Source organism: Derxia lacustris (assembly GCF_002105195.1).
Lineage (GTDB): Bacteria > Pseudomonadota > Gammaproteobacteria > Burkholderiales > Burkholderiaceae_E > Derxia > Derxia lacustris.
This window is the reverse complement of record NZ_MUHU01000007.1, coordinates 23123-43181: the sequence shown is the minus strand read 5'-3', so window position 1 is coordinate 43181 and position 20059 is coordinate 23123. Positions and strand designations below refer to the sequence as shown.

The 20059-nt window shown below is 63.8% G+C and carries 1 protein-coding gene and 1 CRISPR repeat array (1 of these 2 only partly in view); the gene reads left to right on the top strand.

Features of this window, described 5'->3' with window-relative positions; all coding sequences use genetic code 11:
- Nucleotides 1-8 precede the first annotated feature (8 nt).
- Nucleotides 9-19781 carry a putative Ig domain-containing protein gene (locus tag B9P64_RS30790; protein WP_176256744.1) on the top strand — a complete coding sequence of 6591 codons (19773 nt, stop codon included), beginning with the start codon at nucleotides 9-11 and terminating at the stop codon, nucleotides 19779-19781.
- Nucleotides 19782-20007: 226 nt separating this feature from the next.
- A CRISPR array of direct repeats spans nucleotides 20008-20059; the repeat unit is 29 nt; unit sequence CGGTTCATCCCCACGCCCGTGGGGAACGC; it runs 771 nt beyond the window's last position.

Sequence of the window (20059 nt, the reverse complement as noted above, 5' to 3'; positions counted from 1 at the left end):
TCATGGAAATGAACTCACCAACCATCGCCGAATTGTTGAAGTATGCCGACTTGCAAATGGCCGCCGAGGCATTTCTCACTAATGACAATCGCACCATTAAGGTAGGCGAAAATTTAGAGCGTGCGCTGATAAATGGCAATAACCGCGCTAGTCGCTTCACCGTAACCCAAGCAACTAAATTCGTAGAACACTGGATCGTTGAGGCTCAACACACTACCAACACCGGCTTCAGTGGAACGCTATTCAAATGTGTAGAAGATGACCCCGTCACCGGCGCAAAGAAAGGCGAACTCGTCCTGAGTTTCCGCAGCACCGAATTCCTCGACGACGCGGCGCGCGACAACGAGGCAACCAACGTTCTGGAAATCAGCAAGACAGGCTTCGCCTGGGGCCAGATCCGCGACATGCAGGACTGGTACGAGAACGAACTGATTGCGGCCGGCGGTCCCTTGAATGGAAAAGCGTTCAGCGTCACGGGCTACAGCCTCGGTGGACACCTCGCCACCGCCTTCAATCTGATCAATGGCGCAGCAACCGAAACCGTGACCTTCAACGGTGCCGGCGTGGGCGCAATCAATCCCGACAATGGAATCACGCTCAAGGCCTTGATCAGCAATTTCGATCAACTGTCGAGACAGGACTACAGCAACCAGATCACGAATGAAGGACTGCGGGCCATCTACCTCCGTGCCCAGGCTGCTCTGCGCAGCGGGCAGCCAATGAACGGAATCGACGAAGCGGAATTGAATCGCCTGGCGAATCCATCGCTGGATGACACGGTAAATGCGGTCGATTTCTCGACCATCCAGCAAGCTGGAAAGGTGCGTGACGCATATCTTAGAATCAAGGATATTATTAAAGAGGTAAATCGCCTAAAAGACGTTAAAAGCGGAAGTGACTCAATTGCCTCGCCGCGCCAAGTCGCCCTCAACGAAATTTCCCAAGCGGACCTCAATTACCAGATGGCAGTACTGGAGGTCAGCGCCAATACCCGCGCGCTTGGTCTGGTGGACGGCTTGTTCAGAGCATTCGATGGCAAGGAAGGGCTTCCTGCCTGGATGATTGCCAACACAACACCCCAGTTCGATGTTGTCGCGGCACCCGCGCCATCGGCAGTCGCCAATTCACAATGGCACCTCACCGCCAACGATATCAAGATATTCATCGAGGATCAGCCGCTGCTACGGGGCGGCATCGCGCTTGACACAGCCTTGACGTCGCTATGGTATCTGGAGGTGAAACTGCTGGAATCCGGATTTCCCACAAAGGATTTTGGCGACACTCATAGTCTGGTGCTACTGATCGATTCACTGAACGTACAAAATACCTTCCTGAATTTGTTGCCTGAGGCGCAGCGATCTCCCAGTCAAGCAACGCTCGAGCTCATTCTAAAGGAAGCGTCAAATTGGATGGCATCCAAGGGCGCCGTAGCCGTTGGGGGCGATCAGGGCCAAGCTGAAGGCGACGTGCTGGAGAATATGCTGAATGTACTCGCTGAATTGGTGCTCGGCCCCGAATTGGCCCGAAACTCCCTCAATCATTTGATCGGCTCGCCGGACGGCAATACCTGGTGGGAAACGGATCCTGCTGATACTCGTGGATTTACCGGGCGAACAAAGTTTTATGAGGTATTACAGCGGATTCAGGAAAGTGACATCTACAAGGAGCTGGCAAGGGGGCAGGTGTCTATCGAGTTGACGCTTTCCACATCCCCAGAATTGGCAAATACTGCCCGGAAGGATTTCGGTACCTTCGCAGCACTCTATTCGCTCAGTCCCTTTGTATTGAAATTCGGCGAATCGGCAGCGCTGGATGCACTGCTGAAACTGCAATGGGGCGAGGTGTATCGGCAATGGCGATCCGACAAGGACGCACTGATGGCGGCCGAATCGGGTGGCGCCGCCTCGACGACCGCCTTGCACATCAGCGACCAGTGGCTGAAAGACCGCGCCGAACTGCTGATCCGCAAGGATTACTTCAACGCCATCAACGCGGACTACGACAGCAGCAAACCACCTCGATGGGGAAGCGATGGACATCCGGCCTCGACGCCCTACGACGGCGAACACACCGTCTGGGAAGACCGCCAAAGCGGACTGACCATTCAGCGCGGCGGCCTGACCATGACGACTCGCCATGTGCTGTTCGGCAGCGATGCCGACGAGTCCAGTCTCGCCGGCGAGCGCATGGACGATCGCCTCTATGGCGGCGGCGGCAAGGACACCGTGTTGGGCCTGGGCGGCGACGACCACCTGGAAGGCAACGACGGCAACGACCTCCTTGATGGCGACACGGGCAGCGACCGGCTGCTTGGCGGCGACGGCAACGACACGCTGATGGGCGGCGCGAACAACGATGTGCTCTACGGCGGCGCGGGCAACGACGAGCTTCACGGCGACACGGGCCTCGACTTCCTGAACGGCAACGCGGGCAGCGACACCTTGTCGGGCGGCGCCGACAACGACTATCTGTACGACCTGGGCGCCTCGGCCGGCGACGACGAGAGCCTGCTGCGCGGCGACGCCGGCAACGACGTGCTCGCGGTCGACGGCACCGGTCGAACCACGCTGGAAGGCGGCGCGGGCAACGACATCCTCCAGGGCGGCGCCGGCGTCGACACGCTCGACGGTGGCGCGGACAACGACCTGATGTCCGGCGCCAGCGGCAAGGACGTGCTGAAGGGCGGCAGCGGAGCCGACCGCCTCGACGGCGGCGCCGACGACGATGAGCTGACCGGCGGCACCGGCGCCGACCTGCTGCGCGGCGGCGCCGGCAACGACACCTATGTCTTTGACGCCGCCGACTTCGGCACCGATCTGATCGAGGACGGCCAGGGCAGCGACGTGCTGTCGCTGCTCGGCACGCGGCTCGCCGCCGCGACCTACGACGCCGGCCGCCATGCCTGGGTCGGCTCCGGTGGCATCGAGATCCGGCGTCTCGACCTGGGCACCGGCACCACGCTGGCGATCAACGTCGGCGGCGACGATCGCAACACGATCTACCTGCGCGGCTGGCAGGACGGCCAGTTCGGCCTCCATCTGGACGGCGGCGACACGGCCCGCCAGAGACCCGACACGCCGATTCCCGGTCACGCCACGCTCGACCTGAACAACAACGTCGATTTCCTGTTCGGCGACGCCAACGATGGCGGCCGGGGCAACGACATCCTCGCGGGCGGGGCGGCCGACAGCCTGCTGCTCGGCGGCCTCGGCAACGACATCCTCGACGGCCGCGCCGGCGACGACTGGCTCGAAGGCGGCGATGGCAACGACCTGATCCTGACCGGCGCCGGCCAGGACGTGGCCCATGGCGGCGCCGGCAACGACGTCCTGCGCGCGGGCTTCACGATGGACTGGGCGCTGAACGACAGGCGCGACACCTATTTCTATGTTCAGGGGCAGCCGTTCAACGCCTGGCTCTGGACCGATCAGGACACCGGCGCAGCCTTCTTCTATTACCAGGACGGCACCCGGATCGAGATCGCGCATCCGGAGTTGGCGGCCTTCGATTTCAGCGTGACGGCGCAAATCGACCACGGCGACAACTACCTCGGGCGGATGTGGTGGTTGAACATGGACACCTCGCAAGTCAGCTTCGAACCCAACCTCGCAATCACGCTGACCCTCGGCAACACCGTGGGCATTTACCGGGGCGCCCATGCGATCGGCAGCGACCTGCCGCCGGAGCTCGGGCAGGCGGTGAACTACACGCTGCAGCTGGGCGACGTGGCGGCGGAGCTGCCGGCTGCGACCGGCGGCCGTGGCGTGCGGCTCTGGGGTGGCAGCGGCAACGACATCGTCTACGGTGGCAACGACGGCGACGAGCTTTACGGCGAGGCCGACGACGACCTGCTGGTGGGCTATGACGGCGCCGACGCGTTGTATGGCGGCGATGGCAAGGATGAGCTGTCAGGTGGCAAGGGCCGCGACGTGCTCGACGGCGGCGACAACGGCGATGTGCTCGATGGCGGACTGGGGGCCGATGTGCTCTATGGCGGCGCCGGCAACGACACTTTGCTGGGCGACGGACCTTACGTCACGGGCACGAAGTGGTATCCGGTCGGCCTCGACGAAAGCCAGATGGGCGGCGATCTGCTGATCGGCGGCGCCGGCAACGACCGGCTTTTGGGCGACAACGGCGACGACTTTCTCTATGGCGGCACCGAGGCCGACACGCTCTTCGGCGGCCTTGACGACGACCACCTGTCCGGCGAGGACGGCGACGACGTGCTGGTCGGCGGTGCCGGGAATGACGATCTCGACGGTGGCGCCAACAAGGACACGCTGCTTGGTGATGACGGCAAGGATCTTCTGGCGGGCGGAGCCGGCGACGACGATCTCGACGGCGGTATCGAGGACGACATCCTCGACGGCGGCGACGACAACGACATCCTCACCGGTGGCGACGGCAGCGACGTCCTGCGCGGCGGTGCCGGTGTCGATCGTCTCTACGGCGACAACGGCGCCGGGACGCCGGGGATGGACATCCTCGACGGCGGCACCGGCAACGACATCCTGAACGGTGGCAGCGGCAGCGACATGTACGTCTTCGGGCTGGGGGACGGCCAGGACCGCATTCAGGACGACGGCTCGAACGGCACGCACAACACCATCGTCTTCCGATTCGGCCAGGAGCAGATCCGGTCGGTCGCGCGCAGTGGCACGGATCTGGTCATTGCCTATGGCGCCACCGGCACCGACAGCGTGACGGTCGAAGCCTTTTATGCCGACGGCTTCGTCCAGGGCTACGAGCCGGGAGCCTTGCCGGAAGACGGCGCGGACACGACCCCGCAGGGCGCCATCGCACAGATCGTGTTCGAGGACGGCACGGTATGGGATCGCGAGAAGATCCTCGAACTCGCGCCGCCGCCCGACATACCCGTCGTCGACCCGTTCGCGGACGCGCATCTGCCGTATTTCGTCAGCGCGCTGCTGTCGCGCGACGAGGTTCGCAGCGCCGGCAAGCATGTGCTGACCTTTTCCTTCGCGGCGAGCTTTTACCCCGACGAGCGCAATCCCCATCTGTTTACCGAGGACCAGAAGAACGCCGTGCGCACGGCGCTGGCCCGGTTCAGCGCAGTCATCGACGTCAGCTTCGTCGAGCAGACCGACGGCGGGACGGCGGATCTGCGCTATGTCCTCGACGATCTAACCGGCGTGGAGGCCGGCGCCTTTGCCGGCTATGCCGTGGCGGCCACCGGCAACATCCATCTCAACAGCCGCCTGTTCGCCGAGCGGATCGAGGATGAATTCGGCGAGTCCACGACGCGGCAGTCGTTGAGCGAAGGCCAGACCGGCTTCGAGGTGATCCTTCACGAGACCGGCCATGCGCTGGGCCTCAAGCACCCCTTCGAGGCGCCGCTGCTGCCCGATACCGAGAACAGCAACGCCAATACGGTGATGTCGTACACGCGCACGACTGACCCGGCCGTGGCGCTGGCCCCCTTCGACGTCGCGGCCCTGCAATACCTGTACGGCGTGGCCCGCGACACACGCACCGGCGACGATGTCTACGGCTTCGGCGACCGGTTCATCGCCGACGCGGGCGGCGTCGACCGCTTCGACGCGAGCCAGGCGACGCAGGATGCCGTCATCGATCTCGGCCCGGGCGGATGGTCATCGCTGGGCGGCAAGAGCGCGAGCATCCTGGCGCCTGGTCAGTCCTTCGTCGGCTATGGCAGCAGCATCGAGAACGCCAGTGCCGGCGCGGGCAACGACACGCTGATAGGCAATGCGCTGGCCAACGTGCTGTCGGGCGGGGACGGCAACGACAGCATTGCCGGTGGTCGGGGCAATGACCTGCTGCAAGGCGGCGCGGGCGAGGACACCTACGTCTTCGCGCTCGGGGATGGCGAGGACAGCATTGCCGACGCGGAGGGCCAGTCACGTCTGCGACTCGGCGGGGTCGGCACCGCCGACGTCTACTACAGTCAGGGCGTGCTGCGCTACGGCGCGCAAGGCGATCGCATCGCCGTCGATCTGGCCCGGGTGTCCGAGCTGGTGGTGGGTGACGCCAGCTACGACGCCACGGCGATCGCGGCCATGTTCGGTCCGGCATCGAGCGATGCCGCCGACCTGACGCTTGCGCCCGGCATGGTCGACGGGGCGCTCCATGGCAGCGGCAACTGGAACATCACCGGCAACGACCGGGACAACGTGCTCGCGGGTAATGATGGCGCCAACTGGCTGGACGGCGGCACGGGCGCGGACACGTTGATCGGTGGTGCGGGCGACGACGTCTATTTCGTCGGCGAGTCCGGCGACGTGATCGTGGAAGCGGCAGAGGGAGGCGACGACACGGTCCTGTCGACCGTCGACCTCACGCTCGCCGGCAATGTGGAAAACCTGACCCTGATCGGCAGTGCCCTGCGGGCAACCGGCAATGCCGGCAACAACACGCTCAAGGGCAACCTGCAGGACAACGTCCTGACGGGTGGCGCCGGCAACGACCTCTACGTGTACGGACGGGGCGGCGGGGCAGATCAGGTTGTCGACCTCGACACCACGCCCGGCCAGCACGATGTGCTCCGGCTGGGTGCTGGCATCGATCCCGGCATGGTCACGATCACCCGCGATCACCACGACGTCACCCTCGCGTTTGCGGATGGTGGTGCAGTGATTCTCAAGTCCCAGGTCAATGCGCGGGGCATGGGCGTGGAACGGGTCGAGTTCGCGGACGGCACGACATGGACCGCAGCCGATCTGCTCGGCATGGCGCTCCTGATCGAACCTCCGCCGCAGCATCTCGTGGGTTCGAATGCCGGTGACGAACTGGTCGCCGGCGATGGCAGCGACGTCATCATCGGTGGCGCGGGGAGCGACACGCTGGTTGGCGCAGACGGAAACGATCTTCTGTACGGCAATGTGGCGCCGGGTGCCAATGCCCAAGCTGCGCTCGACGACGACCTGCTGAGCGGTGGCGGCGGAAACGACACCCTCGACGGCGGCCAGATTGCGGATCACGACACCCTGCTCGGCGGGTCGGGCGACGACACCTATCTCTTCGACGTGGGCTCGGGCGATGACCTGATCGTCGAGTCGGACGACGTCGGCAACGCCGACAGCATTGTCTTCGGCGACAGGATTGGACTCGACGAGGTTGCGTTCGAGCGCAGCGGCGACGATCTGATCGTGCGACTGACCGGCACCAACGATCGCCTGACGCTACGGCAATTCTTCGGGGCGCCCGAAGCGACAGTCGAGTATTTCAAGTTTGGGCACAACGGGTGGTGGACCACCCTGACCGCCGACGATATCCGCTGGTGGGTGTCGCAAGGCAGCGATGCGGACGATGCAATCTCGGGCTTCGCGTCAGCCGATTCCATGTGGGGCGGCGATGGCAACGACACCTTGCTGGGTCTGGGAGGCGCGGACACGCTGGACGGCGCTCATGGCCGCGACTTCCTGCAAGGCGGCGACGGCGGGGACACTTATCTGTTCGCAATCGGCGACGGTCGGGACGTTATCGTCGATGACGGCATCGCCGGCGAGGACGTCATCCGCCTGGCCGAAGGCATCCTGCCCGGCGCGACCCGTGCGGCACGTCTTGACGCCGATCTCCTGCTGCTTGTCGGCAACCAGTCCGACTGGATCCGGATCAAGGATTGGTTCGCCCCTCAGGGTCCGACCATTGAGGCGCTCGAGTTCGCGGACGGAACGCGATGGTCCGCGCAGGAACTGAGCGACCGGGCCGTGAACGGCATCGGCAGCGTCGCGGCGGATCTGATGCAGGGCACCGGAGACGACGATGTGCTTCTCGCCGATGCCGGGGATGACACCCTGCGCGGAGGACAAGGCAGGGACTTGCTGCTCGGCGGTCAGGGCAACGATCGCTATGCCTATGCATTGGGGGACGGCAACGACACCATCGCCGACCTTGGCTCCAGCGACCTGGACACCCTCGTTTTTGACGAAAGTGTCGACAGCACGGCAATCGTGGTCAGACGAGATGCGGCCAATCTCTATCTGGACCTGCCGGATGGCGCGGTGGTGACCGTGCAGGATTGGTATGCCGATGACGCGAACCGGCTCGAGGCCGTGCGCTTTGCCGACGGGATCCGCTGGGATCGAAGCGAACTGGAGCGCCGTGCCACGCTGCCGTCGTCGGGAGACGATTACCTGGTGGGCACGGGCACGGGCGATCTGCTCGACGGTGGCCAAGGGAACGACATTCTGCGGGGCCTCGGCGGCGACGACACGCTCGCAGGCAGCCAGGGACTGGATGACCTCGACGGCGGGGCCGGCTTCGATGTCTACCGGTTCAATTCCGGCGACGGACACGACCGCATCTTCGACGCTTCGGGCGACGGTGTATTGCGCTTCGGTTCCGGCTTCCAGCCACAGGATGTCCAGGTTCTGCACGAAGACGGCTTCATCGTGCTGCGCCACTACGGCACGTCGGATGAGGTCCGGCTCCACACTGGCGCTGACGGATTGCCCGAGATCGAGCGCGTCGAGTTCGAAAACGGTGCCGTATGGACGCGACAGGCCGTCGCAAGCTACGTCATGCAGATGCCGACGACCGGCCGAGACTTTCTCGGTGGCACTCTGCGGGGCGAAATCCTCGACGGCCTGGGTGGCGGCGACCTGCTCAACGGATGGGGCGGCGACGACCGGTATGTGTTCCGGTCGGGTTACGGGGTGCTGACCATCGGGAATCCAAACTCGTTGCAGGGGGACAGCGGCGGCAGCGACACGCTGCTCTTCGGCGCAGGCATTTCACCCGAGCAACTGCGGATCCGCCGGATTCGCAATGCGCTCGTCATCGACATCGAGGGGGCGCAGGACAGCGTCCGGATCGAGTCCTACTTCAGTGTCGAAAGCCGGATCGAGTTCTTCGTCTTTGCCGACGGGCAGCAGTGGGGCTACGACGACGTGATGCAGCGCATTCGCGTGACCGACGGGACGAGCGCCGCCGAAGCCATTTTCGGCTCGGATCGCGACGATGTCCTCGACGGACGTGATGGCAACGACACCCTGCTCGGGGGCAAGGGCAATGACAGTTATGCGATTGACGCCGCCAGCGGAAGTGACCTGATCGGCGATACGGAAGGCAGCAACCGGATCGTGCTGGGCCCGGGCCTCGATGCCGAAAACCTCGTGGTCTCCACCGTCACGGAAGAGTGGTGGAACTCGACGGGTCATAACGGCCAGACGAAGCTCGACTTTGGCTGGGGAGTGACCTATCTCCAGCCCGGCACGGTCCTGGGCCGCATCGTGGCCAGCGACGGCACGGTGCTGGTTTCCGATCTGGAGGCCTACCGCATCCACACGGCAAGCGGGAATGATGCGAACGACACGCTGACCGGCAGCATCGGCCCCGACAGCATGACCGGGGCAAGTGGCGCGGACGTCCTGCGAGGCGGCGCGGGACGCGACACCCTTCTGGGCGGCACGGACAACGATCTGCTGTGGGGTGGCAGCGGCAACGACAGCCTGATTGACGATCAGGGCAGCAATGTCCTGGATGGCGGCGACGGCGATGACGAGATTTCAGGCACCGGACACCTGAGGGGCGGCAACGGCAATGACCAGATCAAAGCTTACGGCGACAGCCTGGTCGACGGCGGGCAAGGCAACGACACCTTGAATCTGGTTGGTTCCGCTTCGGTGATTTTCGGCAGGGGCAGCGGGACGGACCGGATTGGCAGCAGCAATGGCGCTGGCTACCTCATCCTTGCAGGCGTGAGCGCAACCGAGGTGGAGATCGAGGGAGGCGCAGTCGACGGCGTGGTTGCGCCACTGACGCTGAGGATTTCGGGCTCCGGAGATTCGCTGGTCGGCATCGAACGGGCAACGGGGATCGTCTTCAACGATGGCACACGCTGGTCAGGCGCCGAAATCGCGGCGCACGCCGATCGCCCAACGGTCGGGACGGATGCAGCCGACACGCTCCTGGGCGGATCGGGGGCCGACAGCCTCGACGGCGGCCTGGAAGCGGACTGGATTGCGGGGGGAGCGGGCGATGACCGCTTGAATGGCGGTGACGGCAGGGACTGGCTTAACGGTGGCGACGGCAACGACACCCTCCTGGGCGGAGCCGGCCCGGACGCGCTGAACGACGGCGCTGGCAACGATCTTCTGCTGGGGGAAGGCGGCAACGATTACCTGACGCTGTCGGGCGGCGACAACACGATCGATGGCGGCTTGGGAGACGACACGGTCGGCATCCCCCGCATCGACGGCATTAACGTCATCCGCTTTGGCCGCGACTCCGGGTCCGACCGGATCGACATGCGTGCCATGCCCGTCGGGGCTGCTGCCACAGCGCGCCTCGTCATCGAACTCGGGGTCGAGTTTGTCCCTGGCGACGTCGCCTTCGTCCGCTCGATCGACAGCGGCAGCAGCCAGTCCGATTCGCTTGCCCTGATCGTCAATGACACGGGGCAGCGACTGACATTCTCGGCGTGGTTCCTTCAATCGCAGCCGATCATCCCGATGGAGGTCCGGTTCGCGGACGGCACGGTCTGGTCGCATGACACGATCTTCTCGATGTTTGCGTCGGCCCTGGCCCCCGGCATATCCGGCGTTCCGGACTACCGCGACCGACTGATCAACGGCACGGACGGCGCCGACACGCTGCAAGGCTTTGGCGGGAACGAATCGCTGAACGGCGGGGCCGGGGCAGATTCACTGAAGGGCGCAGACGGTCAGGACACCTATGACGGCGGCCTGGGCAACGACACGCTGAATCTTTACGAGAGCACCGAAAGGCCCCAGCAGACGGACACCATCGTCTTCGGCTATGGCAGCGGTGCCGACCTGGTCATCTACGCGAACGGCGCGGACGTGATCCAGTTTGGCACGGGTATCCGCTGGCAGGACGTGTCGGTCAGTCGGCCGGCGGGAAGCATCGACCTCCTATTGAGTCTCTCGGGTTCCTTGGCCGATGTGCTGCGCATTCAGAGCTGGGGCTATTCCCAGGACCGCATTCATACGCTTCGGTTTGCCGACGGCGCCGTCATCGATTTGGCGCATGCCAGGTCCGATCCGACCATCGGGACGGCAGGCGCCGACTATGTCGATCCGACCACGGCGAGCCCGCTTGCGGACGTGATCCACGGCCTCGACGGCAACGACGTCCTCTACGGCGGCGATGGCGATGACAGCATCTATGGGGACGCGGGCGCCGATGTGCTGAACGGCAACGCCGGAAGCAACCGCCTCGACGGCGGCGCAGGGGACGACCTCTACCGCATCGAGTACTTCAACACCGACACGGTGGTGCTCGGCTTCGATTCGGGCCGCGACACGATTGATCGGCAACGCCCTGACGACCACCCGACGCCGCGCTGGATCGAGTTCGCCAGCAACGTGCAGCGCGAGGACGTCCGGATTCGAGACATTGTCTTCAGTCCGTCAGGCTTCTTCTTCTCGGTGGCGCTCAGGGACTCGACTGCAACGCTCGGCCCGCTCTGGGGCCAGTTCGACGCAAGTGGCAGGCCCTGGACGATGGCAAGCCTGGTGTTCGGCGACGGCAGCGTGATTGATGGTCGAACGCTCTTCACGGCAATCTTGCACGACGCTCCGGCCGACGGGACGGATCTGCAATTTGGTATCGACGCGGACGACGATTTGGTGGCGGGAGCCGGCAGCAGCCGTATCTATGGCGGATCGGGTGACGACCGTCTGACCGGCGGTGAAAGCGCCGATACGCTGAGTGGAGGTGCCGGCGGCGATTGGCTCCGTGGCGGCAACGGCGCCGACACGCTGAGCGGTGGAATCGGAGACGACACGCTCGACGGCGGCGCGGGCAATGATTTGCTCAGTGGTGGTGCGGGACATGATGTCCTGCGATTCGAGGCGGGCTTCGGGCGGGACACCGTGGATCTGGGCATCACCGAACCCGAGGGGTTGGACCGCATCGAGTTCGGCGCGGGCATCCGGCCCGAGGATGTGGCAGTCCGACTTGACGCCAGTTATTCCGCTCCGGCACTGCTTCTCGACCTTGGAGGACAGCAGGTCCGCGTGAATTATGGCTGGCAAACGGCCTCGGCAAACGGCAGCACGGCGCAGGCCCTGCAGCTGGCGGAAATCCGCTTTGCCGACGGCACGATCTGGACCACGGCGGACATCGCCTTGCGCCTGACCCCAGCAACGGCAGGCAATGATTCGCTGGTCGGATCGACAGGAAACGACCAGCTGGTTGGCCGTGCGGGGAACGACACGCTCGGCGGCAGCACCGGCAACGACACCCTGCTCGGCGACGACGGCGACGATCGCCTGCTTGGCAACGCGGGACGTGACCAGCTCGAGGGTGGAAAGGGCGATGACGTCGTGGAAGGCGGGAGCGGCAGCGACACCTACATTTTCAATCGGGGCGATGGCCGGGACACCGTGGCCGATTTCGGCACGAATCCGGACGACCTCGACACGCTCATGTTTGGCACGGGCATTCAGGTCAGCGATGTCACGCGCGAAATCGTCAACGGCAATCTGGTCCTGCATGTGGATGGCGACGCTGATGCGGTGACCCTGTTCGGCTCCGGCGGCTTCCCGCTGTCGGTCGAGCGCATCCGGTTTGCCGACGGCACGGTCTTGGATCCGCTGACCTGGATCGCCCGCGACAGTGTCGTCGAACTCGACAGGAACCAGGGGGCTGTCGTCGTGTCGGCGGGCCGGGTGTTCGACACGCTGGCAATGGGCGCGGAAATTGTTCCCGATACTGTCGAGGTCCGGCGCGAGAGCGCCGATCTGGTGCTGCAAAGCGGGGGCGACAGCCTGCGCTTCACGAGTTGGTATGAGACGGCGGCGAACCTGATGCCGATCATGCAGGTGCGCTTCGCCGACGGCACGGTCTGGACGGTCGCGGATCTGCTGCGACGCGCGTCGATCAGGACAGGCAGCAGCGACAACGACCGTCTGCTGGTCAACGGCGCCGATCCCGCGCTCCTCGAGGGCGGCGCGGGGGATGACTATCTTGCCGGCGGGGCGGGTGATGACCGTCTGTTCGGCGGCAAGGGCAACGATACCCTCGTAGGCGGCATGGGGGCCGACCTGCTCGAAGGCGGCGATGGGGACGATCTGTACGTCGTCGATGACCTGGATCAGGTCATCGAACGAGCCGGGGGCGGCATCGATACGGTGCGCTTGCTAGCGAGCCAGGACGTTGTTGTCGCCGGCATGATCGAAGGCGTGGAGATTCTCGGTTCGGCCGCCATCAACGTGACCGGCAACGATGCCGACAACCGCCTGACCGGCAATGCGGCGAGCAACCGGATCGATGCCGGCACGGGCAACGACACGCTGGATGGCGGTGCGGGCGCCGACATCCTGATCGGGGGCACGGGGGACGACCGCTATGTGGTGGACAGTGCGGCCGACACCGTCATTGAACTGGCAGGTGAAGGCGTCGACACGATTGCCAGTCTTGTGACGCAGACGCTCGCCGCCGGCTCGGGCGTGGAGAACGTCGAGCTGCTGGGCCTGGCGAATGTCAACGCGACGGGCAATGACCAGATCAACGTGCTGACCGGAAACGCCGGACGCAACGTGCTCCGGGGACTGGGTGGCAATGACCGACTGGACGGCGGCACCAGCGCCGACGTGATGTATGGCGGCACCGGTGACGACACCTATGTGGTCGACGACCAGGCCGATCAGCTCGTCGAGTTGATCGGCGAAGGCAACGATCAGGTTTTTTCAGGCGTCAGCTTCCTGCTGGCAGACCAGGTCGAGCGTCTGACACTCACCGGATCGGCAGACCTGAACGGCACTGGCAACGCCTTGGCCAACGTTCTGACGGGCAATGCTGGTGCGAACACGCTTGTCGGCGACGCTGGCACCGACGTGCTCGACGGCGCCAGTGGGGCAGACCTGTTGTGCGGAGGCGCCGGTGACGACCAGTATCTGTTCGCGCTGGGTGACGGTCACGACATGATCGATGACAACGACGCCGCCGCATCGATCTCGTCCAACGATGTGCTGATCTTGCAGGCGGGCATTCTTGCAGGCGATCTTGTCGTGCGGCGTGCTGCCAATGATCTGCTGCTGTCGATTCGAGCCACGCAAGACCGCCTGACCGTTCGCAATTACTACCTCGGCAGCGGAGCCATCGAGACCATCCGATTCGCCGACGGCACGGCGTGGACGGCAACGCAGATCGAAGCGGCGATTGTGGCCAGCGGCACGAACCTGGCGCCAGTGCTGGCCAATGCGCCCGCAGATCAACTGATCAACAGTGGCGTGCATTTCGAGCTCGATTTGAATGGCGTCTTTGTTGATGCAAACCCAGGTGACACGCCGTATGCGCGAGCCACGCTTGGCAATGGCGAGGCGCTGCCAAGCTGGCTGCACTTCGATTCCACCAGCGGCCGATTGTCCGGCACGCCAAGCGAAGGCGACGTCGGTTCGCTGACCATCCGGCTGCTGGCAACCGACAGTGGCAACCTGGGCCTCCAGGACGAATTCAATCTCTCGATCCGCAATCCGAACGACACCTCGCCGGTGATCTGGCGGCCGTTGGCGGATCAGCAGGGGCATCAAGGCGCGGCGCTCGACTTCGTGCTGCCACCAGACGCCTTCAACGACTTTGATGCAGGCGACAGCCTCACGTACTCCGCCGCCCTGGCCAGCGGTGCCCCACTGCCGGACTGGCTCCACTTCGATGGCAGGAGCGGCCGCTTCTCGGGGCAACCGGGACGTGCTGACGTGGGCATCACCGCCGTCACGGTCACTGCAACGGATATGCATGGTCGGGCGGCATCCGACACCTTCGTGATCGCTGTCGCGGACGATGTCAATGATCCGCCGCGCGTGCTGCGAATGCTGCCCGGTCCGGTCCTTTGGCAGGGACAAGCGCTGGACCTGACCTTGCCTGTCGATCTGTTCGTGGATCGTGAGGGTTCCGCCGTCATCGCTGCGGTGACACTTGCCTCGGGCGAAGCGCTGCCATCGTGGTTGCACTACGACGCGGCCACCCGGCGCCTGACCGGCGTGGCGGGTGCCGAAAGCGTCGGCGTCACGACCGTGCGCGTGGTCGGGCGGGATGAACAGGGTCTGACGGCGTTCGAAGACATCGACGTGGTGGTCGGCAACATCAATGACGCCCCCATCGTTGGCCATTCGATCGATACCGTAACCACCAGGGAAGGATCGGCGACCGCGATCAGTCTGCCGACAGACGTGTTCACGGACCCGGATCGCGGCGATGTGCTGACTTACCATCTCCGACAGCTGTCTGCCCCCGAGCACGCAAGAGGCGGATTCAGGCTGGATGCCTCCGGAGGACTGCTCAATCTGGTGCCGGACTACTACGGCAACGGATTTGCCTACTCCAGGCTTGATTTCTGGGATGTCGGCACATGGCGGTTTGCTCTCGTGGCGTTCGATCGTCTCGGACTGGAGGCCACCACCGAGTTCACGGTCGAGGTTGACCCGTCCGGTGTCAATCACGTTCCAGTCGTGGTCCAGGACCTGCTGAATCCGTGGGAAACCGCCCCCGCGCCAACGTGGGATCGCTTTCGCGGCATCAACAGCTGGGGCGAACCCGACACCCGCATTGTCGCCACGATGAATGAAACCGTGCCGGTGCTCATTCCGAAATTCTTCGATGTCGATCACGACACGCTGAACGTTTCCGTGCTGCTGGCGGGTAGCAACAGCCTAGGCGACTGGGTCTACGACGCCGCAATGCATGCCTTGCATTACGAAGGCGCCACGCCCCCGCCCCGGCGGCAGACCTTCGACATCATTGCGGACGATGGACACGGCGGGCGGGCAATGACTCGCCTGAAGGTCATCGCCAACCGGGCTCCCACCATTGACACCATCCCCGAGATCGTGCTGCGGGAGAATCAGGCGTTTTCGGTTGTTCTGCCCGGCTCGCTGTTTCACGACGCGGATGGTGACAAGGTGACTGTGTCGGCCATGTCGAGCTACCGAGAACTGAGCAGCTTCAACCGCCTGACCCACCAAGTCGAGCTATGGGGCCGCGTGACCACCGAGGCTGGCAATGTGACGATGATTTCCGGCAACCCCGGGGATTTTGCACCCGGCACCTATTACCTGACATTGACCGCGCTGGACAATTTTGCGGAAGACTATCGGGAGCCCGATGGTCTGAGACATGACTGGGTCGGTGGCGCAACCCGGCAGGTCAAGATCACGGTGCTGGGCGAGTACGACGCGCCAAGGCTGCTCACCCCGCTCCCTGATCTGGCGATTTCCGAGGGCGACGCGTTTGCGCTTGACGCCTCCACCGGCTTCATCGAATTGGATAGTGACCAGACCTTGAGGTATTCGGCGATGCTGGCCAACGGCCAGGCATTGCCATCCTGGTTGAGCGTGGACACGGCCAGCGGAAGGCTGTCCGGCATTCCCGATCCGGAGGACGTGGGTGACTACAGCATCCAGGTCAGTGCGACCGACTTGCGAGGCAACACCGTCTCGGACACGTTCTCCCTGTCGGTCAGCCTTTCCGATCGCAACCACGTCCCACGACTGACATTACCCGCGCCCGATCAGGTGTACCGACGCGACCAGACATTCAGCTTCCAGTTGCCCCGCAACACCTTTGTCGACTTCGATTCGGGCGATGCATTGACCTACCGGGCAACCCTGCTCAGCGGCGCGGCCTTGCCATCGTGGATCAGCTTTGACGCCGCAACCCGGACCTTCTCCGGACGGGTGCCTGCCTCGCAGCGCGCGTCCACCGAGATACAGGTGATGGTGACGGATCGTCTGGGAGCAACTGCCACCGACACCTTTTCCCTCGGAATCGACGAGAAGACCCTTCCACCGATCCTTGTGCAGCCGATTGCCGATGTGGCCGTTCAGGAAGACTCCATCTTCGAGCTCGTCCTGCCAGGCGGCACCTTCAGCGACCCGGATTCAAGTGGCGCGCTCGTCTTTTCCGTCACGCGGATCGATGGCTCACCCTTGCCGCCATGGCTTAGCTTCGATTCGGCGACCAGGACCTTCCGTGGAACGCCTGCCAACGGGGACGTAGACGTCCTCCAGCTGCGCGTTACAGCCACCGAGCCCGATGGGGGTTCGGTCAGCGACATTTTTCAGCTGACGGTCCTTGGCGTGAACGACGCACCGACTGTCACCGGTGAAGCATTCACTGCCGATCGCGACGGTCGCCTGACGGTTTCGGCCGCTGTGCTGCTGCAGAACGATGTGGACATCGACACGCCGCACGCGCAGCTGCGCGTCAGCTCGGTCAGTGACGCTGTGCATGGCACGGTCTCCCTGAGCGCACAGGGTGTCGTCGAATTCCAGGCCGAATCCGGCTATGCGGGTACTGCCCGGTTCAGCTATAGCGTCGAGGACGGCCAAGGGGGCGTGAGCAAAGCCGAGGTCTCGGTGGAGGTACCGCGTTCGGACGTCGCCCCCGTCGCGCGTGACGTCATGCTCGATCTGAATGAGGACGACGACCGCACGCTCGGTGCTGCCGATTTCAGCTACACCGACGCTGACGGGGTTGGGATGCTTCAGTCAGTGCTTGTCAGCCCTGTCGCTGGATCCGGTCACCTTTACCTCGATGGACAACTCGTTTCTTCCGCGACGCGCGTGGATCGGATCGGGCTGGATGCCGGTCACCTGGTCTTCAGTCCTGGTCACGACGAATCCGGTTCTGCATATGCCCGATTTGAGTTCAGGGTCAGCAATGGGCTCGAATCGGACAACGTTGCAACGCTGAATCTCAACGTCAAGCCGATCAACGACGCACCGGTGATCTCGCCCGATGCAGCGCGCGTCGATGAAGACGCGAACACGCCCGTGCTGGGCAACCTGCTGAGCAACGACCACGATGTCGATGCGGGCGACGTGCTCGCCGTCGACAGTCCGGGCACCTACCTCGGGCAGCACGGGACGCTGACGGTGCAGGCCGACGGAAGCTATGCCTACCAACTCGACAGCGCGAGCCCGGCGGTGCAGGAACTGCGGCAGGATCAGGTGCTCACCGACCGCTTCCTGCTCGCCGTGACCGACGGTGTTGCCCGTGTCGACAACACCTTGGTGATCACCATTTCGGGAAGTAACGATGCCCCCATCACGCAACCTGACTATGGGCGTCTTCAGGAAGACTTTGCACGTACCGTAAGTGGCAATGTACTGCTCAATGATTCTGATACCGACAAGGACGATCAACTGTCGCTCGCGACAGCGGGTACCTATGAAGGTCTGTACGGAACACTGGTCCTGGGCAGTAACGGTGCCTATGTCTACACGCTGAACAACACCAGCGCTGCGGTCCAGGCCCTGGCAACCGGAGAGAAGGTGACAGACAGCTTCGCCTACTCGGTTCAGGACGCAGACGGTTCAAGGTCAGTGTCCACCCTGTCGCTCAACATCTTCGGGACCAACGACGCACCTGTCCTGAAGGAGCCGATCTGCGATCAGGTGGTTCGGGCGAGACGTGCCTTCCGACTGGATTTGCCGGACGGCATGTTTGCCGATCGGGACCATGGAGCTGTCCTGACCTACTCCGCCACGCTTGATGACGGCAGCGCCTTGCCGAGCTGGTTGACCTTTGACCCGAATGGACTGGTTTTCAGCGGAACTCCGACGCAGTGCGCCAACGGCCAGGTGTTCGTGGTCAGCATCAGGGCTAGGGATGAGCATGGTGCCAATGTCATCGACACCTTCAATCTGCGCGTGGATTCCACCAAGGGGATTCAATTGATGGGTACCCGCTTCAATGACTACCTGATCGGGAGTGAGCGGGACGACTACATCGATGGTTGCGCCGGGTCGGACAAGATGATGGGCGGCGACGGCGATGACGTTTATGTCGTCTCGGAGGCGCAGACGCTTCTGAGGCAAGGCGATCAGGTCATCGAAAGCGCCGGACAAGGCTATGACACCGTCAGAACCAGCGTTACGTATACGCTGGCTTCGAATGTCGAGGCCTTGAACCTCGAAGGTTCGGCCAATGTGAACGGTACGGGCAACGCGCTGGACAACTGGCTTGTTGGCAACGATGGCTGCAACACGCTCGACGGCGCGGATGGCAATGACCTGATCAGCGCAGGCTGCGGCAACGATTTCCTGGCGGGCGGAAACGGTGCGGACGTGCTGGAAGGGGAAACGGGCAACGATCGATTGCTGGGAGGTGCGGGAAATGACGCACTGTTCGGAGGCAGCGGCAACGATGTTCTCAGCGCAGGCAGCGGGGCCGCCCTCTTGGTCGGAGGTGCAGGCAATGACGAGTTGTATGCAGGAACGGCGGCGACGGTCCTGGCGTTCAATCGCGGCGACGGCCGCGACATTCTTCATCTGCAAAATGCGTCGTCGCCAATCACGCTATCGCTTGGTGGTGGCATCCGTTATGCCGACGTCAGCTTTCGGCGTGTGGCCGGCAATCTCTACGTTGATATGGCAGGCGCACCGCAGGACAGCATCTGCATTGCCGACTACTACCTGCTATCACGCAAGCCGCCATTGACGCTGCAATTCATGCTGGAACCAGCAGGTGCTTATGTTCGGGGCAGCACGGATTCCTTAAGAGACAACAAGATCGAACGCTTCGATGGCGGCAAGATGATTGCGGAGTTCGATAGAGTGACCGGCAACGATTGCCAGCCGCCAGGGGGCAGGCAGTGGACGGGACTGATGAATTTGCTGTTGGCTTCCCAATTCAGTGGGAGTGGCAGTGATGTCCTGGCACTCGGCGGCGATCTCGCTTATCGCTATGCGTGCAATACCTTGGCCGGGATGCCCCAATTCGACGGCAACAGCACCTTGCTTGATCTCCAGTTCGGATTGGTGCCGCAACTGATCAGTCGGCCCTTGGTTGGCGGATGCGGTGCCGGCCCTGTCTTGGCTGGACGATGACAAGCATGGGTTCCTGAAAGCTGTCTCCGATTGCCGATCCATGCGCGGGCTTGCCGGAATGAGAGGGCAAGCCCGGTGGCCGCGAGCGGGCGGCGCAGGGGGTATTCAAACTCGCTGCAGCACAGCCGTTGCCAGGGGTGGCCATCAAGCCGAGTCGCACGCTGCCCGCGGGAGAAACGCTGTGATGGATGCAATGAACGTGAGCATCCAGTGCGTCCAGGCGCGGCGGTTCATCCCCACGCCCGTGGGGAACGCTGCTGCTGCTGCGCGTGCTGGGC

Bases quoted from the DNA above. Each gene is read 5' to 3' on its own strand.
- B9P64_RS30790 (WP_176256744.1), top strand. From the start codon at position 9: ATGAACTCACCAACCATCGCCGAATTGTTGAAGTATGCCGACTTGCAA.